18 protein-coding genes and 1 pseudogene are annotated in these 19,113 nt (G+C 64.1%); 11 read left to right on the forward strand and 8 right to left on the reverse strand.

Translation table 11 applies throughout. From position 1 onward, the window contains the following. Window positions 1-65: 65 nt before the first annotated feature. From OHD62_RS00410 to tauA, 5 genes are all read right to left on the reverse strand, one after another. Window positions 66-1,019: a sulfonate ABC transporter substrate-binding protein gene (locus OHD62_RS00410; RefSeq protein ID WP_263780226.1), complete on the reverse strand. Its 954-nt coding sequence runs from the start codon at window positions 1,017-1,019 to the stop codon at window positions 66-68. A 200-nt stretch (window positions 1,020-1,219) separates the two neighbouring features. Next, window positions 1,220-1,408 carry a hypothetical protein gene (locus OHD62_RS00415; RefSeq protein WP_263780227.1) on the reverse strand — a complete coding sequence of 63 codons (189 nt, stop codon included), beginning with the start codon at window positions 1,406-1,408 and terminating at the stop codon, window positions 1,220-1,222. A gap of 18 nt (window positions 1,409-1,426) precedes the next feature. Next, window positions 1,427-2,311 carry an ABC transporter permease subunit gene (locus OHD62_RS00420; protein WP_263780228.1) on the reverse strand — a complete coding sequence of 295 codons (885 nt, stop codon included), beginning with the start codon at window positions 2,309-2,311 and terminating at the stop codon, window positions 1,427-1,429. Beyond that, window positions 2,308-3,081, reverse strand: a complete 774-nt coding sequence (locus OHD62_RS00425) for a taurine ABC transporter ATP-binding protein (protein ID WP_263780229.1) — start codon at window positions 3,079-3,081, stop codon at window positions 2,308-2,310. The genes OHD62_RS00420 and OHD62_RS00425 overlap by 4 nt, the downstream gene beginning before the upstream one ends. A 104-nt stretch (window positions 3,082-3,185) precedes the next feature. After that, window positions 3,186-4,199 (reverse strand): taurine ABC transporter substrate-binding protein, encoded by a 1,014-nt coding sequence (gene tauA / locus OHD62_RS00430; RefSeq protein WP_263780230.1) that lies wholly within the window; start codon window positions 4,197-4,199, stop codon window positions 3,186-3,188. 638 nt (window positions 4,200-4,837) lie between these two features. Here tauA and OHD62_RS00435 point away from each other — a divergent pair. From OHD62_RS00435 to OHD62_RS00455, 5 genes are all read left to right on the forward strand, one after another. Beyond that, window positions 4,838-5,287: an RrF2 family transcriptional regulator gene (locus tag OHD62_RS00435; protein ID WP_263780231.1), complete on the forward strand. Its 450-nt coding sequence runs from the start codon at window positions 4,838-4,840 to the stop codon at window positions 5,285-5,287. A gap of 31 nt (window positions 5,288-5,318) precedes the next feature. Then, window positions 5,319-6,659: an FAD/NAD(P)-binding protein gene (locus OHD62_RS00440; protein WP_263780232.1), complete on the forward strand. Its 1,341-nt coding sequence runs from the start codon at window positions 5,319-5,321 to the stop codon at window positions 6,657-6,659. A gap of 128 nt (window positions 6,660-6,787) precedes the next feature. After that, complete coding sequence (locus OHD62_RS00445; protein WP_263780233.1) at window positions 6,788-7,006, forward strand: hypothetical protein; 219 nt, start codon at window positions 6,788-6,790, stop codon at window positions 7,004-7,006. After that, window positions 7,003-8,427, forward strand: coding sequence for a pyridoxal-phosphate dependent enzyme (locus tag OHD62_RS00450; protein ID WP_263780234.1), 1,425 nt, complete (start codon window positions 7,003-7,005; stop codon window positions 8,425-8,427). Before OHD62_RS00445 ends, OHD62_RS00450 begins: the two co-directional genes overlap by 4 nt. Continuing rightward, entirely contained in the window at window positions 8,424-9,605 is a 1,182-nt protein-coding gene (locus OHD62_RS00455; RefSeq protein ID WP_263780235.1) for a cystathionine gamma-synthase, read from the forward strand. The genes OHD62_RS00450 and OHD62_RS00455 overlap by 4 nt, the downstream gene beginning before the upstream one ends. An 87-nt stretch (window positions 9,606-9,692) precedes the next feature. Here the strand turns inward: OHD62_RS00455 and OHD62_RS00460 are convergent, their stop codons facing one another. After that, the gene (locus tag OHD62_RS00460; protein ID WP_263780236.1) at window positions 9,693-10,190 is read right to left on the reverse strand and encodes a GAF domain-containing protein; all 498 of its coding nucleotides are present in this window, start codon (window positions 10,188-10,190) and stop codon (window positions 9,693-9,695) included. 77 nt (window positions 10,191-10,267) lie between these two features. Between OHD62_RS00460 and OHD62_RS00465 the strand changes: the two genes are divergently transcribed. Both OHD62_RS00465 and OHD62_RS00470 read left to right on the forward strand, forming a co-directional pair. Further along, on the forward strand, window positions 10,268-10,696 hold the full coding sequence (locus OHD62_RS00465) for an NUDIX hydrolase (protein ID WP_263780237.1): 429 nt from the start codon (window positions 10,268-10,270) through the stop codon (window positions 10,694-10,696). Next, complete coding sequence (locus OHD62_RS00470; RefSeq protein WP_263780238.1) at window positions 10,693-11,670, forward strand: GlxA family transcriptional regulator; 978 nt, start codon at window positions 10,693-10,695, stop codon at window positions 11,668-11,670. Before OHD62_RS00465 ends, OHD62_RS00470 begins: the two co-directional genes overlap by 4 nt. 293 nt (window positions 11,671-11,963) lie before the next feature. On the opposite strand, the pseudogene OHD62_RS00475 reads toward OHD62_RS00470, so the two are convergent. Beyond that, window positions 11,964-12,249: pseudogene (locus OHD62_RS00475) on the reverse strand (GIY-YIG nuclease family protein). A gap of 265 nt (window positions 12,250-12,514) precedes the next feature. Here OHD62_RS00475 and OHD62_RS00480 point away from each other — a divergent pair. From OHD62_RS00480 to OHD62_RS00495, 4 genes are all read left to right on the forward strand, one after another. Further along, window positions 12,515-13,819, forward strand: coding sequence for a M24 family metallopeptidase (locus OHD62_RS00480; protein WP_263780239.1), 1,305 nt, complete (start codon window positions 12,515-12,517; stop codon window positions 13,817-13,819). A 268-nt stretch (window positions 13,820-14,087) separates the two neighbouring features. Then, the gene (locus OHD62_RS00485; protein WP_263780240.1) at window positions 14,088-14,768 is read left to right on the forward strand and encodes an isochorismatase family protein; all 681 of its coding nucleotides are present in this window, start codon (window positions 14,088-14,090) and stop codon (window positions 14,766-14,768) included. 18 nt (window positions 14,769-14,786) lie between these two features. Further along, window positions 14,787-15,764, forward strand: coding sequence for an alpha/beta hydrolase (locus tag OHD62_RS00490; RefSeq protein ID WP_263780241.1), 978 nt, complete (start codon window positions 14,787-14,789; stop codon window positions 15,762-15,764). A gap of 173 nt (window positions 15,765-15,937) precedes the next feature. After that, the gene (locus tag OHD62_RS00495; RefSeq protein WP_263780242.1) at window positions 15,938-17,578 is read left to right on the forward strand and encodes an ABC transporter substrate-binding protein; all 1,641 of its coding nucleotides are present in this window, start codon (window positions 15,938-15,940) and stop codon (window positions 17,576-17,578) included. 26 nt (window positions 17,579-17,604) lie between these two features. On the opposite strand, the gene OHD62_RS00500 is transcribed toward OHD62_RS00495, so the two are convergent. Further along, a complete protein-coding gene (locus OHD62_RS00500; RefSeq protein ID WP_263780243.1) occupies window positions 17,605-19,092 on the reverse strand; it encodes a pyridoxal phosphate-dependent decarboxylase family protein in 1,488 nt (495 codons plus the stop codon). Between the last annotated feature and the right edge of the window lie 21 nt (window positions 19,093-19,113).

The raw sequence follows: 19,113 nt of genomic DNA on the forward strand, positions 1-19,113 counted from the left end.
TCAAATCATGTATCGGAAACGGCAATGGCGCCGGGCGTTCTCACCCGGCGCCACCTGGCAAAGGATCAATTGCCCGGCGCGGTCCACACGGCGTCGGAGATCCTGACCGCTTTCGGGATCAGCCCGAGCTTGTAGAAGCGGTCGGCCGTCGCCTGCTGGCCGGCAACAATCTCGTCGGTGATCGGGTAGATGCCGAATTTTGAGCGGTTGGCGGCGATCGTCTGCGCATCGAGCGGCACGCCGGTCACCTCATGCAGCGCCTCGGCCACCTTGTCGCGGTTCTGGTCCGCCCATTTCGCCGCTTCGTCCAGCGCCGATATCGACGTGGTGAGGACTTCCGGGTGCGCCTTGGCGAAATCCTTGTTGGCGAGGAAATAGGTGCTCACCTTCAGCACGTCGCTGGAGCGGGCCAGCACGCGCGGCTGGTAGCGGGTTTCGGCGATGGCGAAGAACGGATCCCAGACGGTCCAGGCATCGATCTGGTCGCTGGCGAAGGCGGCCGCCGCATCGGCCGGGCTGAGATAGACCGGCGTGATCTGGTCGAAGGCGATGCCGGCCTTTTCCAGCGCGGCGACCAGCAGATTGTGTGCGCTGGTGCCCTTGCCGACGCCGACGCGTTTGCCCCGGAGGTCGGCAACCGACTGGATCGGCGACGCCGGCTTGACGAAGATCGCCTCGCCGTCGCCGTTGGAGGGCAGCGCCGCCGCATAAACGATGTTGGCGCCGGCCGACTGACCGAAGATCGGCGGTGCATCGCCGGTCCAGCCGACATCGATGGCGCCGACATTGAGCGCTTCCACCAGCGGCGGTCCGGCGGTGAACTCGACCCATTTGACGGTGACGCCCTTGTCGCCCAGCGCCTTCTCGATGACCTGCTGCTGCCTGGCGATGACAGGCAGGCCGGTCTTCTGGTAGCCGATGTTGAACGCCTTGAGCTCCTGCGCGGCGGCGCCGAAGGATGTGGCGACGGTCGCTGCCAGCAGGCCGATGCCGAAAACGCGTCTCGTCAATTTGAACATGATCCCTCTCCTTGCGATGCGGATCGGCGCCGGGAAGGGTTCCCTGCCGTTGGATGAGGGATAAGGCTAGGTAGTTCTATAAATTTAGTAGAGGAACAATCTTGCGAGTTAGGCAGGGAAATTGGATTTATTTTCTGCTGCTGGCGCGAAGGATCGCCGGCGCGGATTCCGCGGCGCTGCGTTCGTGCGCCGGCCATCACTCACTGCGACCAATACTGCCAGGCCCAATAGAAACTTTCGTCGCGCGGCGGCAGGCGGTTGCGCTCCGCATCCAACTGGACAGGCACTGGCGACCTGGCGTCGTCCTCAGGCGGCTTCCTGTCCTTTGCCTGGATCGGGTGTAGCCGGCTGCCGAGAAAGGCAAACAGCGTTGCGGTGGAATGGTCCATCACTGTCTCTCCTTTTGTTCATTCCCGTCCCGCCCAGGGAACCAGCACGCGCTCGATCCGGCGGATGATGAATTCGAGCGCGAAGGCGATGGCCGCGATCACCAATATCCCCATCACCACGACATCGGTGACCAGGAACTGGGCGGCCGACTGGATCATGAAGCCAAGCCCGCGTGCCGCCGCCACCAGCTCGGCCGCGACCAGCGTCGACCAGCCGGCGCCAAGCGCGATGCGCAAGCCGGTCAGGATCGAGGGTAGCGCGCTGGGCAGGATGACATGCCGGACAAGCTGCGCCCGCGTCGCGCCAAGCGAGCGCGCCGCATTGATGCGTTCCTGCGAGACGCCGCGAACGCCGGCTGCCGTCGACAGCGCCACCGGCGCCAGCATGGCGATGGCAATCACCAGGATCTTCGACGGCTCGCCGATGCCGAACCAGATGACGACCAGCGGCAGATAGGCAAGCGGCGGGATCGGCCGCAGGAACTCCAGCAGTGGATCGAAAATGCCGCGCCCGATCGTGCTGATGCCGATGGCCAGCCCGACTGGGACACCCACGATAATGGTTGCAACCAGCGCCGCAAACACGCGGCCCAGGCTGGCGGCGACATGCTGGGCGAGCGTCGCGTCGACAAAACCGTCGCGGGCGACCGTAATGAACTTGGTCCAGACGGCGGCGGGCGACGGAAGAAAGACCGGCGACACCAGTTGCAGGCGGGCCGACAGCGCCCACGCCGCCAGCACGACCAGAATGGTGATAGCGCTGACAACGCGTGCCGAAACCCGGCTGCGTTTCGGACGCGGCCGCGACCATGGCACCGACAGCGCATCGGGCTCGTCATTGACCTTGGGAAGCTTGGCGCCGGCCTTGGCAACTGGCCGTTCGGTGTAGGAGGTGACCGTCACGCCGCCTCTCCCTCGAAGATAGCGTCGGTCAGTTCGCCGCGGGCCGCGGCAAAAGCGGGGTCGGCCTTGATGGTGCGAATGGCTTCGCCTGATGCATAGCGCCGGCTGAAGCCGGTCTCGAAGGTCCGCACCACCCGCCCAGGCCCGGGCGCCAGCACCACGATGCTGGTGGCGAGCACCAGCGCTTCCTCGATGCCATGCGTGACCATCAGCACGCCGATGGGGCTTGCGGTCCACAGATCGAGCAGCGTCGTCTGCATGCGCTCGCGCGTCAGCGCGTCGAGCGCGCCCAGCGGCTCGTCGAGCAGCAGGAATTCGGGTTCGGCGGCCAAGGCGCGGGCCAGCCCGACCCGCTGGCGCATGCCGCCGGAAAGCTCCCAGATGCGCTTGTCACCGGCGCCGTCGAGCTTCACCAGCGCCAAAAGCTCGTCGGCGCGGCGTGCCCGTTCGCCGGGCGGGATGCCGCGCAGCCGAAGCGCAAAGGCGACATTTTCCCGCGCCGTCAGCCATGGAAACAGCGCGTCGTTCTGGAACACCACGGCGCGGTCCGAACCCGGCGCGGTGATCGGCTTGCCGCCGATCGCAGCAGTGCCGCGCGCCGGCTCGACCAAGCCGGCGGCGACATTGAGCAGCGAGGTCTTGCCGCAGCCGGAGCGGCCGACCAGCACGACGAAGTCACCCTTGGCGACGTCGATCGAGACGCGCTCGACGGCCGGCGCCGGCTGGCCGTCGTAATGGACAGTGACTTTATCGAGGACGAGATGCGGCATGTGGCCTCGCAGAACCTTCTGAGAAAATCCGCCTGCCCCGAAACGGCTCCTCGTAAGCAGTTCGGGGCAGGCAGCACGCGGCGTCAGGGAAGAAGAACCGCGCGTTAGTTCGAAGCCAGCGCCTCGCTGACATATTTCGACGACACATATTTCGAATAGTCGGGCAGCACGGCGTCGATCTTGCCTTGCTCCTTGAGGAAGGCGGACGTCGCCTCGATCGCCTTGACCGTGCCGCCGCCGAGGAACTTGTCCGAGGCCTGCTCTCCGAGCGTCGGGAAGACATAGCCCTTGAGCAGTTGCGGTACTTCCTCCAGCTTGGCGCCGGTGATCTTGGCGATCTTCGCCGCTTGCGGCGACGACACCGACCAGGCGTCCGGCTTGGCCAGGAACTCGGCGTAGGCAGCCCCCGTCACCTTGACGAAGTCGCGCACCGCTTCCGGGTTCTTCTCGGCAAAGTCAGTCCGCACGATCCAGGCGTCGAAGGTCGGCGCGCCCCAGGCGGCGACTTGCGAGGAATCCAGCACAATCTTGCCGCTGGTCTTGATCTGGCCGAGTGCCGGATCCCAGACGTAAGCCGCGTCGATGTCGCCGCGCGCGAAGGCGGCCGCGATTTCCGGCGGCCTGAGATTGAGGATCTCGACCGACTTCGGATCGACGCCTTCATGCTTCAGCGCGGCGAGCAGGCTGTAATGCGTCGTCGAGACGAACGGCACCGCCACCTTCTTGCCGGCAAGATCGGCGACATTTTCGATGCCGGCACCATTGCGGGCGACCAGCGCTTCGGATTCGCCGATCAGGCCGACGACAAAGATGGTCTGGATCGGCAGCTCGCGGCTGACCGCCGCCGCCAGCGGGCTCGATCCGACATAGCCGATATCGACCGAACCGGAAGCCACCGCCGCGATGACATCGGCGCCGGAATCGAATTTGCGCCAGTCTATCGCCGCCTTGGTCGCGGCCTCATAGGCGCCGTCGGCCTGCGGCACCTTCGAGGGTTCGACCACCGTCTGGTAGCCGATGGTGATTTTGAGATCTTGCGCCTCTGCCGGGCCGAGGAAGGCGGCGCCCGCAAGGGCTGCCGACGACAGGAGAATGATTCGTCGCGAAATGGTTGACATGAAAGGCTCCGTGAAAAGAGAAAAACCGGATTGCCCTTCATAGTCCGCTAATTCTATCGTTCTTGTAGAGTTAAATCCTTCCAACGGTGGCGGGTTTGGTGGAAAAAACCTATCGGTGGCGGGCTGGCGAAGCGGATAGGGCCGCTGCGACGCCCTGCATCTATGGCAGACCTTGGAGTTTAGGATCGAAGCTGACCGGTTGCGACCGGCCACAATCGGCGCGAACTGGAATTCCCAATCAGGCCCATGGCCGAAAAATCCATGCTTCAAACAGCCCACGAATTGGAACCTCATTCCCTGTCTTCGTCGATAACTATAGTACTCTTATCGATATTAGGGAGTTTAGGATGATGAGCGACCATACCCACCGTGTCCCGGCGATCGCTCGTGGCATCAGCTCCGGGCGACATGCTTCGGTGCATGCGAGCCGTGTTTCTGTGGCCTCGGCGTCACAAGCCTGGCCTAAAATCGCCACAACGGCTTGAAAACCAAGCAAAATCAACTGCAATTGGCTTGTATATCATGTCACTAGAAATTATGTGTCATGGCAGCTTGGACGCGGCGGGGATGCACCGGAGTGCCAGGCGTTTCGCAACCGATGGCTCGCCGCCATTGCATGACAGAGAAACGTTCGGTTTATGCTCACAAAAAAGGGTAAGTACGGGCTCAAGGCGCTCGTCCACCTGGCGCAATTGCCGGCCGGGCAGCTCGCATTCGTCGGCGATATCGCCGCCGGCAACAACATCCCGAAGAAGTTTCTCGACGCCATCCTCGGCGAATTGCGCAATGCCGGCTTCGTCCAGAGCCGCAAGGGCAAGGACGGCGGTTATCGCCTGGCGCGGCCGGCCGATGAGATCATGGTCGGCCACGTCGTGCGCGTGCTCGACGGTCCGCTTGCTCCGATCCCCTGTGCCAGCCGCACCCAGTATCAGCGCTGTGAAGATTGCAACGAGGCGACATGCCAAGTCCGTCATCTGATGCTGGAGGTCCGGCAGGCGATCGCGGAGGTGCTGGACCAGCGCAGCCTTGCCGAGATGCGCGATATCGCCATCGACGATCTTCCGGTTGCGGTCAAAATTCAGGCCTGAGGCGGCAATCGCTAACACGACTGGTGCGCACATGACCGGGCGCGCCAATTCAATTATCATTGTCGGCGGCGGCGCCAGCGGCGTCGTGCTTGCCGCACATCTCTTGAAATCGCCCAATCCCGACCTGCGCGTCACGCTGATCGAGAAGCGTCCGCATTTCGGTCAGGGCATGGCCTATTCCACGTTGCTGTCGGCGCATGTGCTGAATGTCAGCGCCGCCGGCATGAGCGCCTATGCCGACGATATCAGGCATTTCTGGCGCTGGCTGCTCGAGCGCGGCCTGGCGACATCAGAGCAGGCGCCGGTCTATGCGCCACGCAGCGTCTACGCCCGCTACCTCAAGGAATTGCTGGACGAGCTCGAGGCCCGAGAGCGCGAGACGGGCCGCCTTCGGCTGATCCGCGAGGAGAGCCTGTCGATTTCGCCCACTCCATCCGGGGTGGAGGTGGCGCTGGCCAATGGCACCAGCGTGGTCGCCCACCTTGCCGTGCTGGCCACCGGACATGACGAGGAGCCGGGCGCCGGCCAGGGCCACGCGATCAGGATGGGATCGGAGGCCGACACGCCGCTGGATCCGGAAGCCCGGGTCTTGGTGCTGGGCACTGGCCTCAGCATGGTCGATGCGTTCCTGTCGCTCGAACAGCGCGGACATCGCGGCGAGATCGTCGCGTTGTCCAGGCGCGGCCTGCTGCCGTCGCCGCACCGCAAGGGCAATCCGATCAAGCTCGACGTCGCCGATATTCCGCTCGGCACCCAGCTTTCCTATTTCGTCGGCTGGTTCCGCGACCTGATCCGGGAAAACCAGAAGGCCGGCATCGACTGGCGCGACGTCGTCGATGGTCTGAGACCTTTCAACCAGAAGATCTGGCAGAACTGGCCGGCTTCCGCCAAGCGCCGTTTCGTCGAGCACACCAAGGCCTGGTGGGACATCCACCGCCATCGCATGGCCCCCGAAGTCTACGGCCGCGTCACCGAGGCCGTGCAGGCGGGCCGCATCCGGCCTGTCGCCGGGCGCATCGTTACCATCACGGCGGGCGAGGCATTCATCGTTGAGGTCCAGTCGCGCCACACGCAGCGTCTCGAAACGCTCGAAGTCGCCCGCATCTACGATTGCACCGGCATCGCCAGGGACATCTCGACCACGTCGAACAGCGTGGTGCGCTCGCTGGTCGACCGCGGCCTGGCCCGGCCGGACCCGCTGCGCCTTGGCCTCGACGTGACCGCCAACTGCGAGCTCATCGCCAGCGACGGAACGGTGTCGGCCAAGATCCTCGCCGTCGGACCGCTGACGCGCGGCACCTTCTTCGAGATCGACGCCATTCCCGATATTCGGGTGCAGTGCGCAAGGTTGAGCAAGCGGCTGCTGGGTTGAAAGGGTTCCTTTGGTTACCCTTCCTTTCGTCATCCTAGGGCGAAGCAGGAGCGAAGCGACGTCGCGGAGACCCTGGGATCCATTCCGTGACCTGCGAGCGTCACAGCAGTTTGGGCGGAGCTGGTGGGATGGCGATGGTCTGGACCGCTGAATTCCTCGGTCCACGCCACGGCATGGGTCCTCGGGTCAAGCCCGAGGATGACGAAGGTGCGAAACCGGAATTTCATTCCTCATCTGGCCAGTCGATTGGGACGATCTATCTTCTTTCAGACTGCAAACGGCTGGAAAAGACGGTAGGCTTGTCCAAAGGCGGTCGCTCGCCTGTTACCATGGAGCATCTGATATGAGCGAGCACAAGACCGCCGCATCCGACAGGAGCCTGCAGCGCCTGCGGCCGCCCTATGCATCGGTGCTCGACCTGATCGGCCAGACGCCGGTCGTCGAGCTGACCAAATTCGACACCGGCAAGTGCCGGCTGTTCATCAAGCTCGAAAGCCAGAATCCCGGCGGCTCGATCAAGGACCGCATCGCGCTGTCGATGATCGCCGCCGCCGAAAAACAGGGCAAGCTGAAGCGCGGCGGCACCATTGTCGAGGCGACCGCCGGCAATACCGGTCTGGGCCTCGCCCAGGTCGGCATCCCCAAGGGCTATCGCATCATCCTGGTCGTGCCCGACAAGATGTCGCGCGAGAAGATCCAGCATCTGCGCGCGCTCGGCGCCGAAGTTCGCATGACCCGCTCCGATGTTGGCAAGGGCCATGCCGAATATTATCAGGACATGGCCGAAAAGATCGCCGCCGAATTGCCCGGCGCCTTCTACGCCAACCAGTTCGCCAACCCGGCCAATCCGCTGGCGCATGAGACCACCACCGGCCCCGAGATATTCAAGCAGCTCGAAGGCGATGTCGACGCGGTGGTCGTCGGCGTCGGCTCCGGCGGCACGCTGACCGGGCTTGGCCGCTACTTCGCCAAGGTGTCGCCGAAGACCGAGATGATCCTTGCCGATCCGGTCGGCTCGGTGCTGGCGCCGCTGATCAAGACCGGCAAGATGGAAGAGGCCGGCAGCTGGACCGTGGAAGGCATAGGCGAGGATTTCGTGCCCCCCAATGCCGATCTGTCGCTGGTGAAAAAGGCCTACTCCATCACCGACAAGCAGAGCATGCTGGCCGTCCGAGACCTCTTGTCCAGGGAAGGCATCCTCGCCGGCTCGTCGTCGGGCACGCTGCTGTCGGCCGCACTTCGCTATTGCCGCGAGCAGACGACGCCCAAGCGCGTCGTCACCTTCGTCTGCGACAGCGGCAACAAATATCTGTCGAAAGTTTTCGACGATTTCTGGCTGGCCGAACAGGGCCTTGCCGAGCAGGAGCAGCATGGCGACCTGCGCGATCTGGTGATGCGCTCGCACCGCACCGGCGACACGGTCTATGTCGGCCCCGACGAAAGTCTGCTCAACGCCTATGGCCGCATGCGCCGCTCGGACGTTTCGCAGCTGCCGGTGCTGGACGAGGGCAAGCTGGTCGGCATCGTCGATGAAAGCGACATCCTCGCCCAGGTCGACGGCCCCTATGACAGCCGCTGGGATCGCTTCAAGGCTCCGGTCCGTACCGCGATGACCTCCAATTTGCACACGCTGCAGGCCAGCCAGACGCTGGACGCGCTGCTGCCGGTCTTCGACCGCAATGAAGTCGCCATCATCTTCGACGGCGACGAGTTCGTCGGCCTGATTACCCGCATCGACCTGATCAACCATCTGAGGCGCGCCCGATGACCATCAAAGCAACAATATCGGGCAGGAACCGCCTGGCCTTCTCGACGCGCACCATCCATGGCGGCCAGAGCCACGACCCGCTGACCGGCGCGGTGATGGTGCCGATCTACGCCACCTCGACCTATGGCCAGCAGTCGCCCGGCGTGCACAAGGGTTTCGAATATGCGCGCAGCCAGAACCCGACCCGCTTCGCCTTCGAGCGCGCGGTGGCCGATCTCGAAAGCGGCACCGCCGCGTTTGCTTTCGCTTCGGGCCTGGCGGCGATCGCCACCGTGCTCGAACTCTTCGATTCCGGTGCGCATATCGTCGCCACCGACGACATCTATGGCGGCTCCTTCCGCCTGATGGAGCGGGTGCGCAAGCGCTCGGCCAATCTGCAGGTCAGCTTTGTCGACTTCACCGATTTGGCCGCAGTCGAGGCGGCGATCCGGCCGGAGACGAAACTGCTCTGGGTCGAGACGCCGACCAATCCGCTGCTGCGCATCGTCGACCTCGAAGGCGTTGCGGCACTGGCGAAGCGCAAGCATCTGCTCTCGGTCGCCGACAACACCTTCTGCAGCCCCTATCTGCAGCGGCCGCTGGAACTTGGCATCGACATTGTCGTCCACTCGACGACGAAATACCTCAACGGCCATTCCGACATGGTCGGCGGCGTCGCCGTGGTCGGCGACAACAAGGATCTCGCCGATCGCCTGAAATTCCTCCAGAACGCCATCGGCGCCATCTCCGGTCCGTTCGACAGCTTTTTGGCGCTGCGCGGCATCAAGACCCTGGCGCTCAGGATGGAGCGCCATTCCGCCAACGGCCTCAAGATCGCCAAGTGGCTGGAGGCGCGGAAAGATGTGCGCCGCGTCATCTATCCCGGCCTCGCCAGCCACCCGCAGCACGATATCGCCAAGCGGCAGATGCACGCCTTCGGCGGCATGATCTCCGTCGATCTCGACCGCGACCTTGCCGGCACCAAACGCTTCCTCGAACGCACCCAGCTGTTCACGCTGGCCGAGAGCCTCGGCGGCGTCGAAAGCCTGATCGAGCACCCGGCGCTGATGACGCACGGCTCGATTCCGGCCGGGAAGCGCGCCGAGATCGGCATTTCGGATTCGCTGGTGCGGTTGTCGGCCGGCATCGAGGATGGTGATGATCTGATTGCGGATCTGGATCAGGCGCTACGTGAATGAATGGCTGGCTTTGTCGCATCGGCCCGAAAATCGGAAGCGATTTTCGAAAAGAACGTACTTTGTGCGTCCGATTGGACGCACGTCGCTCTATTCCTCGAAGGAACTGGCCGCGACATAGATAGAGGCCAGCCTCTCAAGGCCGGCCTGGTCTTCCTTGTCGAAGCGGCCAGGCAGCGGGCTGTCGAGGTCGAGCACGCCGAACGCGCCATCGGCATCGCGCAGCAGCACGACAAGCTCCGAGCGTGAAGCCGCGTCGCAGGCGATGTGGCCCGGAAATTCGTGTACGTCTTTGACCAGCATCGACACGCCGAGATCCACGGCGGTTCCGCAAACGCCCTTGCCGACGGCGATGCGCACGCAGGCCGGCTTGCCCTGGAATGGCCCGAGCACCAGCTCGTCGTCGGAGGCCAGGAAATAGAAGCCCGCCCAGTTGAGATCCGGCACCATCTGGTAGATCAGTGCGGCGGTGTTGGCGGCATTGGCGATCGAATCGCGCTCACCTTCCAGCAGCGCCTTTAATTGCGCGGCCAGCTCAGTGTAGAAGGCCTGCTTGTTGCTCATGTCGATGGCGGTTGCCGAAAACATCGTGTCGTCTCTCCGTTGCCAGGGCGCCAAAGGGCCCGCTACAGCTTACGTTCGCTCTGCCACCAAGGTCACCGTCGGTGAAACAGTCTGTTGTGAATTCCAACCATGCCAGAACGATCCGGATCGCGGCAGCCGTAATCCGCGATGAAAGCGGCAAACTGCTTCTGGTGCGCAAGCGCGGCACCAGCGCCTTCATGCAGGCCGGCGGCAAGATCGAGCCGGGCGAACTGCCCGCCGTCGCACTTGCGCGTGAATTGCGGGAAGAATTGGGCATCACGGTCGACCCTGCCGCGACCTCCTATCTCGGTTCGTTCTCGGCGCCCGCCGCCAACGAGCCGGATGCCCGCATCGAGGCGGAGTTGTTCGAGCTTTCCATAGCTGACGAGCCTGTCCCGGCGGCGGAGATCGAGGAAATGATCTGGCTGAACCCCGAGCTCGCAATCTGCATGGAGCTCGCGCCGCTCACCGCCGAAATCGTCCTGCCGCGCTATGGCCGCGCGCCATGAGCGCACGGAGCCAGGCAGCTCAGGCGGCGACCGAAGCCCCCCTCACCTTCGCCATCCTCGTCTTCCCCGGCTTTCCAATGATGGCGTTCAGCTCGGTGATCGAACCGTTGCGCGCCGCCAATGTGCTGGCCAAGCGGGACTGCTATCGCTGGATCATCGTCGGCACCGACAGGGGTCCGGTCGAGGCCTCGAACGGGGTCGTCATCCAGCCCGGCTTTTCTGCAGCCGTCGCGCCGAAGGTCGACCGCATCGTCGTTTGCTCGGGCGGCGATGCCGATCATCTCGTGGCCGAGGACGCGGTGGGCTGGATCCGCAAGAGCCTGCGCGGCGGCGCCCATATCGGCGCGGTGGCGGATGCCGCGTTCTTCCTTGCACGCGCGGGCCTGCTCGACGGCCATGCCTGCACCTTGCACTGGACCAGCCAGGCCGCCTTCACCGAAGCGTTCCCAGATATCGAGCTAAGGCGCGATCTCTACGTCATCGACCGCAAGCGCTTCACCTCGGCCGGCGGCGTCGGAAGCCTCGACATGATGCTGGAGATCGTCGCATCGGACTATGGCGCCGAGCTTGCCGCCGGCATTGCCGAATGGTTCGTGCACAGTCCCCTTCGCTCGAGCGTCGACCGCAAGCTGATGCCGCTGCGCCTGCGCACCGGCGTCCAGAACGAACTGGTCCTGTCGGCCATCGCCATCATGGAGGATGCGGTGGAGGAGCGGCTTGGCATGGCCGACCTTGCCGCCCGGCTCGGCGTCTCTTCCGACAAGCTCGAACGCAATTTCCGCGCCGAGCTCAGCATCTCGCCCAACGGCTACTATCGCCGCCTGCGGCTGAAGCGCGCCGCCGACCTGCTGGCGCATTCGACGCTGATGGTGCGCGACGTCGCGCTGGCCTGTGGTTTTGCCTCGATGTCGAGTTTTGCGCGCGCCTTTCGCGAGGAGCACGGGCATGCGCCGAAGCTGATGCGACGGCATTAGATGTGTTTGATCCCAGGCTTTGATGGGGCATCCTTGTCCTCCGAATCAAGGGATGCGTGGGCGTCACAACCGGAACGCTTCAAACTCAATCCGCTCCAGCAAATGCCGGGACTAAACATCTAGGTCTTGCGGAGTAGTTGGATGCCGATCGGCAGCGAATGTCGATAGTTGCTTTCAGCGGCAAATCGCAAACCTGGAGATTGGCCGAAGCATCCCTCTCTTCGTCATCCTGGGGCGGAGCAAGGAGCGAAGCGACGCGGCGCAGACCCGAGGATGACGAAGGCGCGGAAGCATCACCACCCGGTCCCCCGAAATAGCTCGAACCATTCCGGATTGGTCTCGATCAGTTCGATCTTCCACTGACGCGGCCAGCGCTTCAGTGATTTCTCGCGCTGGATGGCGTCGGTGATATCGAAATATTCCTCGTACCAGACCAGACGCTGCACGCCGTATCGGCTGGTGAAGCGCGAACCCTGCCCGGATTTGTGCTCCGGCATGCGACGGCCGAGATCATTGGTGAACCCCGATATAGATCGTGCCGCGCTTCTGGCTTGCGGTCATGTAAACGTAGCCGGTCATGATGGAATGGTAGCTGGCGATCTGTCGGACAGCTATCCTTGATCTGCTGCATTCTTCGGCCGATGTCACGGCATGGATCCTAGGGTCTCCGCGACGTCGCTTCGCTCCTGCTTCGCCCTAGGATGACGAAGACATTGGGGCTTACAGCCAATCGCGGAGGTATTGAAAAGGTGCTGTCACCTACGGCATCCGGCACGACATTTGCGGTTTTCCGCACAATCCCAGTACGTCGTTTGCTCCATGGTCTGCCTTCCAGGAGGCGCCCATGAGCATCGTCGTTTTCGATCCCGACAGCACCCAGGATGTGGATTTCAAGGACCGCATGCGCCACCCCGCCGCTGCCGATCCCGCCGGCGGCATGTGGCTGTCGGACACCGAGCCGTCCTTCATCGATGCCGACGCTCTGCGCAAGGGGCGGCTGGCCAAGCTGCGCGGCTGGATGGGCGAGGCCGGCTATGGCGGAGTCGTGCTGTTCGACCCCTACAACCAGCGCTACGCCACCGGCTCGCGCAACATGTTCGGTTACTTCCTGCGCAACTCGACCCGCTATTTCTTCATCCCGACCGTTGGGCCGATCGTGCTGTTCGAATATCCGCAGAGCTACCATGTCTCCATGGTGCTCGACACGATCGACGAGGCGCGGCCGTCCAAGCTGGTCTGGTCTTCGGTCTCAGGCCGCGACGACGAGACCGCCGGCCCCTTCGCCGACGAGATCGCCGAACTTCTCAAACAGCATGGCGGCGGTTCGATGAAGCTCGGGCTCGACCGCTGCAGCCATCTGCAGGCGCTGGCGCTGGAAAAGCGCGGCTGCGAGGTCAGGGACTGCCAGGGCGAGATCCTCGCGGTGCGCGCGGTCAAGACGCCCGAGGAAGTAAAGTGCCTGCAGGTGTCGATGGCGGGTGCGGAAGCCGCCGTCTATGCGGTGCGCGAGGCGATCAAGCCCGGCGTGTCCGAAAACGACCTCTTCGCCATCATGTATGGCGAGGTCATTCGCCAGGGCGGCGAGTTCATCGAAACCCGGCTGCTCACCTCCGGCCAGCGCACCAATCCCTGGTTCAACGAGGCGAGCGGCCGCAAGATCAGGCCCGGCGAGCTTTTGGCGCTCGATACCGATACGATCGGCTGCTACGGTTATTATTCGGACTTCTCGCGCACCTTCCGCTGCGGGCCGGGCAAGCCGACCGATTATCAGAAATCGCTCTACCGCATGGCGCATGACCAGGTTCAGCACAACATCGGGATCGTCAGGCCGGGCATGGCGTTTCGCGAGATCGCCGAAAAGGCATGGAAAATCCCGGACCGCTTCGTCGACCAGCGCTATACTTCGGTCATGCACGGCGTCGGCATGCATGGCGAGACGCCGTTCATTGCGCATTCCATGGACTACGAGACCTACGGCCGCGACGGCATCATCGTTCCTGGCATGGTGGTCAGCGTCGAGAGCTATATCGGCGAGAAGGGCGGCCGCGAGGGCGTCAAGCTGGAGGATGAGATCCTGATCACCGGGACCGGCACCGAACTTCTATCGCGCTTCCCCTATGAGGATGAGTTTCTGGAGAAGCAGGTTTGATCCCGGCATCCACCACTGGTCCCGGTGCGGTATCGCAAGCTTTCGAGACGAGCCGCAGCGCTCATGCGTTCGTCATCCTAGGGCGGAGCAAGGAGCGCAGCGACGCGGCGCAGACCCTGGGATCCATGCCGCTACATCTCGGCTTCCCGATGGTGCAGAATTCTGTTCCGCTGTATTCTTCGCTAGAGGTAACGGCATGGATTCCAGGGCCTTCGCGACGCCGCTTCGCGGCTGCCTCGCCCTGGAATGACGAAGCTCAGGCATTCGCATGAAAACTCCCATTTCCATCAAACGCGGCGCGGTGGCCGCGATCTTCATCGACCTGCAGGAAGAACATCGTCAGGACCAGCGCTATCTCGTCCACGGCTATAAAAAAATCCTCGCCAATGTCCAGCGCCTGCAGGCTGCGGCGCGGGCCAACGATGTGCCGCTGTATCACTGGGCCTACATCGTCGATCTCGGCACCCAGGACCGGCCGTTCCACCCGGTCGAGGCCGACGGCAAGTCGGCCTTCTCCGACAAGGACGACCCGCTGACGGCGATCTGTCACGAGGTCGCGCCGATAGATGGCGAAGCCTTGCGGATCAAGGCCGAGGCCAGCGCCTTTCGTTCGGGGTCGGCGGCAGGCGAGATCAAGGCGCGCGGCATCGAATGGCTTGTCGTCGCCGGGGTCTGGACCGAGGCCTGCATCGACGCCACCGTCAAGGACGCCGTGGCATCAGGCTTTCGCGTGCTTCTGGTCAAGGACGCCTGCGGCAGCGGCAGCCCCGCCATGCACCAGATCGCCATCCTCAACCTTGCCAACCGCCTCTATGGCGGCGCGGTGACCGACACCGACGGCGCCTGCCGGCTGCTGTCCGGCGAAAGCGTAACCGCCTGGCAGGTCGAAGGCTCGGTGCCGCTGCGCTTCAGCTTCGACAATGCGGCCCGGCTCTACGCCGAACTCTGACACCGGGTGCGGACTGCTATGGCCATTGACATCGATCGCCCCGGAAAGACCGGCCGGGGACAATACGCCACCCGGCTCGATCTCACGCTGTGGGATTACATTGACCGGGTCAATGGCTGGTACCCGCCCGAGATGTCCGGCCTGCCGATCGACAGGCAGCGCGCTGTCTATGACGCGATGTGCCGGGCGTTCCGCGAGGCCTACCCCTCGGGGGTCGAGGCCGGCGACGGCACGGTTGCCGCCGGCGAGCGTGCGATCCCGGTCCGGCGCTACCGGATGGCGGGCAAGACGGCGCAGGCGATCGTTATCTACTATCACGGCGGCGGCTTCATCCTCGGCGGGCTCGACAGCCATGACGACATCTGTGCCGAGATTTGCGCCGGCACCGGTTTTGACGTCCTGTCGCCGGACTACCGGCTGGCGCCCGAGCATTTGCATCCCGCCGCCTTCGACGACGCGCTTTCCGTGTTTGAATGGGCCGCTGCGACATCCGATCTGCCGATCGTGCTCTGCGGCGAGAGCGCCGGCGGCAATCTTGCCGCAGGGGTGGCGCACGCCTCGCGCAACCACCCTCGCCACGCGATCGGCCAGGTGCTGATCTATCCCGGCCTCGGCGGCGACGAGAGCGCCGGCTCCTATATCGAGCACGCGCAAGCGCCGCTGCTGACGCTGGGCGATATCGAATTCTACCGCAACGTCCGCTCCGGCAAGGGGCAGTCGCCCGACGACCCGACATTCTCGCCGCTCCGAGGCAGCGATTTCTCCGGCCTGCCGCCAACCTTCATCATCACGGCCGAGTGCGATCCGCTGTCGTCCGACGGCGAGGCCTATCGCGACCGCATCCTCGCCGCCGGCGGCCGCGCCTGGTGGCGCGAGGAACCGCGCCTCGTGCACAGTTTCCTGCGCGCCCGCAAGACCGTGCCGCGCGCCGGCGAAGCCTTCGCCCGTATCGTTGCGGCCATCGCCGCGCTCGGCAAAGGCGACTGGCCGTACTGAGGTCGCGAAGAGCGAACCTTCCACCTGCGGAACAGCGCACAAGAACTGCGGAAGTCAGAACATTTCCCTGCGGGAGCTCGCCCTATCATCCCCGAGGCAATGGCGTCCCGGCGATTGTATCCGTCCCCCGCGTTTGGCGATCGGCCGGGGCGCCCAACAACAGGGGAACAATGATGAAATTCATGCTGACCAACAGACGACTGCACCCACAGGCTGAACCCGTTGCCGACGGGTTCAAGAAGGGCCAGATGAACCGGCGCGAATATCTCGCGACCATGGCCGCACTTGGCGTCAGCGCCGCCGGTGCGCTGGCGCTGGGCGGGCTGGCGCCCTCGCCGGCCCGGGCCGAGGAGCCGAAGCGCGGCGGTGTTCTTCGCGTCGCCATGAACGTCAAGGGCTTCAAGGATCCACGCACCTTCGATGGCGTCGAAATGTCCAATATCGCCCGCCAGTGCAACGAATATCTGGTCCGCTGGAATCGCGACTTCACCTTCGAGCCGTGGCTGCTCGAGAGCTGGGAGACCAGCGACGATGCCAAGACGCTGACGCTGCATGTCCGCAAGGGCATCACCTGGTCGAACGGCGACACCTTCAATGCCGATGACGTCGTCCATAATCTCACGCGCTGGTGCGATGCTTCCGTCGCCGGCAATTCGGTCGCCGCGCGCCTGGGCGCGCTGGTCAACGCCGACACCAAGAAAGCCGTCGATGGCGGCATCGAGCGCGTCGACGATTTCACCATCAAGCTCAATCTGCCGAAGCCCGATATTTCACTGATTGCCGGTGTAGCCGACTATCCCGGACTGATCATGCACCGCTCCTATGACGGAGACGGCGATCCGCTGAAGGCGCTGGCGATCACCACCGGACCTTGCGAACTGGTGTCATGGGACGCCGAGACCGGCGCCGAGGTCCGCCGCAAGGACAAGCCGTGGTGGAAGGGCGACTTCTATCTCGACGGCATCAAATGGGTCGACTACGGCTCCGATCCCAATGCGATGCTGTCGGCCTTCGAATCGGGCGAAATCGACACCAATCACGAAACCGCCGCCGACACAGTGTCCCAGACCGAACAGATGGAGCTCGGCAATTCGGAACTCGCAACCGGCTCGACCCTGGTCGCGCGTTTCAATGTCGGCAATCCGCCCTATGACGACGTCAAGGTGCGGCGCGCCGCCCAGCTCGCGGTCGACAACACCGCAGTGCTGAAGCTTGGCATCGACAACCGGGGCAAGCCGGCCGAAAACCACCATGTCGGGCCGATGCATGCCGAATATGCCGATATCGGGCCGGCCGTGCGCAAGGTCGACGAGGCCAAGGCGCTGCTCGCCGAGGCCGGCAAGGCCGATCATGAATTCGATCTCATCTCGGTCGATGTCGACTGGCAGAAGACGAGCGGCGATGCGATTGCCGCGCAGATGCGCGAGGCCGGGCTGAAGGTCAAGCGCACCGTGCTGCCGGCGGCGACGTTCTGGAACGACTGGAGCAAATATCCCTTCTCCTGCACCGAATGGCTCGGCCGGCCGCTCGGCGTCCAGGTGCTGGCGCTCGCCTACAAATCGGGCGCCGCCTGGAACGAGAGCGCCTACGCCAATCCGGAATTCGATACTTTGCTCGACAAGGCGCTGGCCACTCCCGATGCCGCCGCCCGCAAGGAGATCATGGCCAAGATCGAGCAGAATCTGCGCGATTCCGGCATCATCATCCAACCCTACTGGCGCTCGGTCTACCGCACCTATCGCAAGGGCGTGCATGGCTGCGAGCAGCACCAGTCGCTCGAGCAGCATTTCGAGAAGGTCTGGCTCGACGCGTGACCCTTGTCGTCGCCGGTCGCTTTGAATCAGCGGCCGGCGCGCGACCTCGAAATCTCCCGCCCAAGTCGAACCGTTTCCCGCACCAGCAGGTCCAGATCCTCGCGCCGGGTCCGGTGATTGTTGATCGCCACCCTGAGGCAATGTTGGCCATGCACCGTCGTGTCCGAAAGGGCGGCGATGCCTTCTTCCTGCAGCCTGAGCATGATCTCGGTGTTGAGCGCCTTCAGGGCCTCGCTGCTCAGCCCATCGCCGCGGTAGCGAAAACAGACGATGTTTATGCTGGTCGGCGCCGTCAGCTCAAGCGCCGGTTCGGCCTCGATCAGCCCGGCGAGGGTGTGGCCCTGGGCGATGTTCTGGTCGATCAGCCGGCCGAACTTCTCGATGCCGTGCTCTTTCAACGCCATCCACACTTTGAGCGCGCGAAAACCGCGTGACGTCTGCAGGCCGTAATCATGCAGCCATTGCCCGGAGGCCAGCCCGCGCGGCGTCGATTCCAGATATTCCGGCGTCACCGCGAACGCATTGCGATGCGAGGCACCGTCCCTGACCAGGGCGCAGCCGACCTCGAATGGCGCGTGCAGCCATTTGTGCGGGTCGAGCGCGATCGAGTTGGCGCGTTCGATGCCGGCGACACGATGGGCATTTTCCGGCGCAATCGCGATCAGGGCGCCGATGCAACCGTCGACATGGAACCAGAGGTCCTCTTCCGCCGCCAGCCTCGCCAGCGCCTGCAGATCGTCGATCGCGCCGGTGTTGACGGTGCCTGCCGTGCCGATGACGCAGGCCGGCTTGAAGCCCACCTTGCGGTCCTCGGTGATCGCCTTGCGCAACGCGTCGATGTCGATCCGCAATCCGGCATCGGTTGGGATGCGCCGCAGCGCCCCGTTGCCGAGGCCGAGAGCTTCCATCGCCTTGCGGTGGCAGGAATGGAGCTGGTCCGAGCCGTAGAAACGCAACGGCTTGGCTATGGCGGCGACGCCATATTCGCGCACGTCGACGCCGGCCTTGGCGTTGCGCGCCACGGTCAGCCCGATGATGTTGGCCATCGAGCCGCCGCTGAGCAGCGTGCCGCTGGCGGATTGGGGAAAGCCCAGCATCTGCTTCAGCCAGTCGACGACCTGGCTGTCCATCAGGGCGGCGGCATGGTTGCCGCCACCGAGATTGGAGCCCTGGATCGCCGCCAGGAAATCGCCGAGCGCGCCGGTGAAATTGCTCGACCCCATGTACCAGGCCCAGAAGCGCGGATGGATATTGCCCATCGGATAGGCCATCAGCTTCTCGACGACGTCGCCATAGACGTCGGCCAGCGGCGTTGGCGATTGCGGCAGCGACGCGGTGAAGAAGTCCCTCACATCTCCAGGCATCTCCTGCCACACCGGCCGCTCTCTGACATCGCGCAGATAAGCGACGGCATCGTCGACGATTCGATGCGACAGGACCTGCACATCGGCCCAGTCCGAGGGGTCAAGCGTTTCCTCGGTGGTCGTGGCGGTGAATCCAGACGGCGTGTCCATGCAGGTCGCTCCCGATATGTC

It is taken from the genome of Mesorhizobium sp. YC-39, assembly GCF_025753795.1.
In the GTDB taxonomy this organism is placed as follows: Bacteria; Pseudomonadota; Alphaproteobacteria; order Rhizobiales; family Rhizobiaceae; genus Mesorhizobium.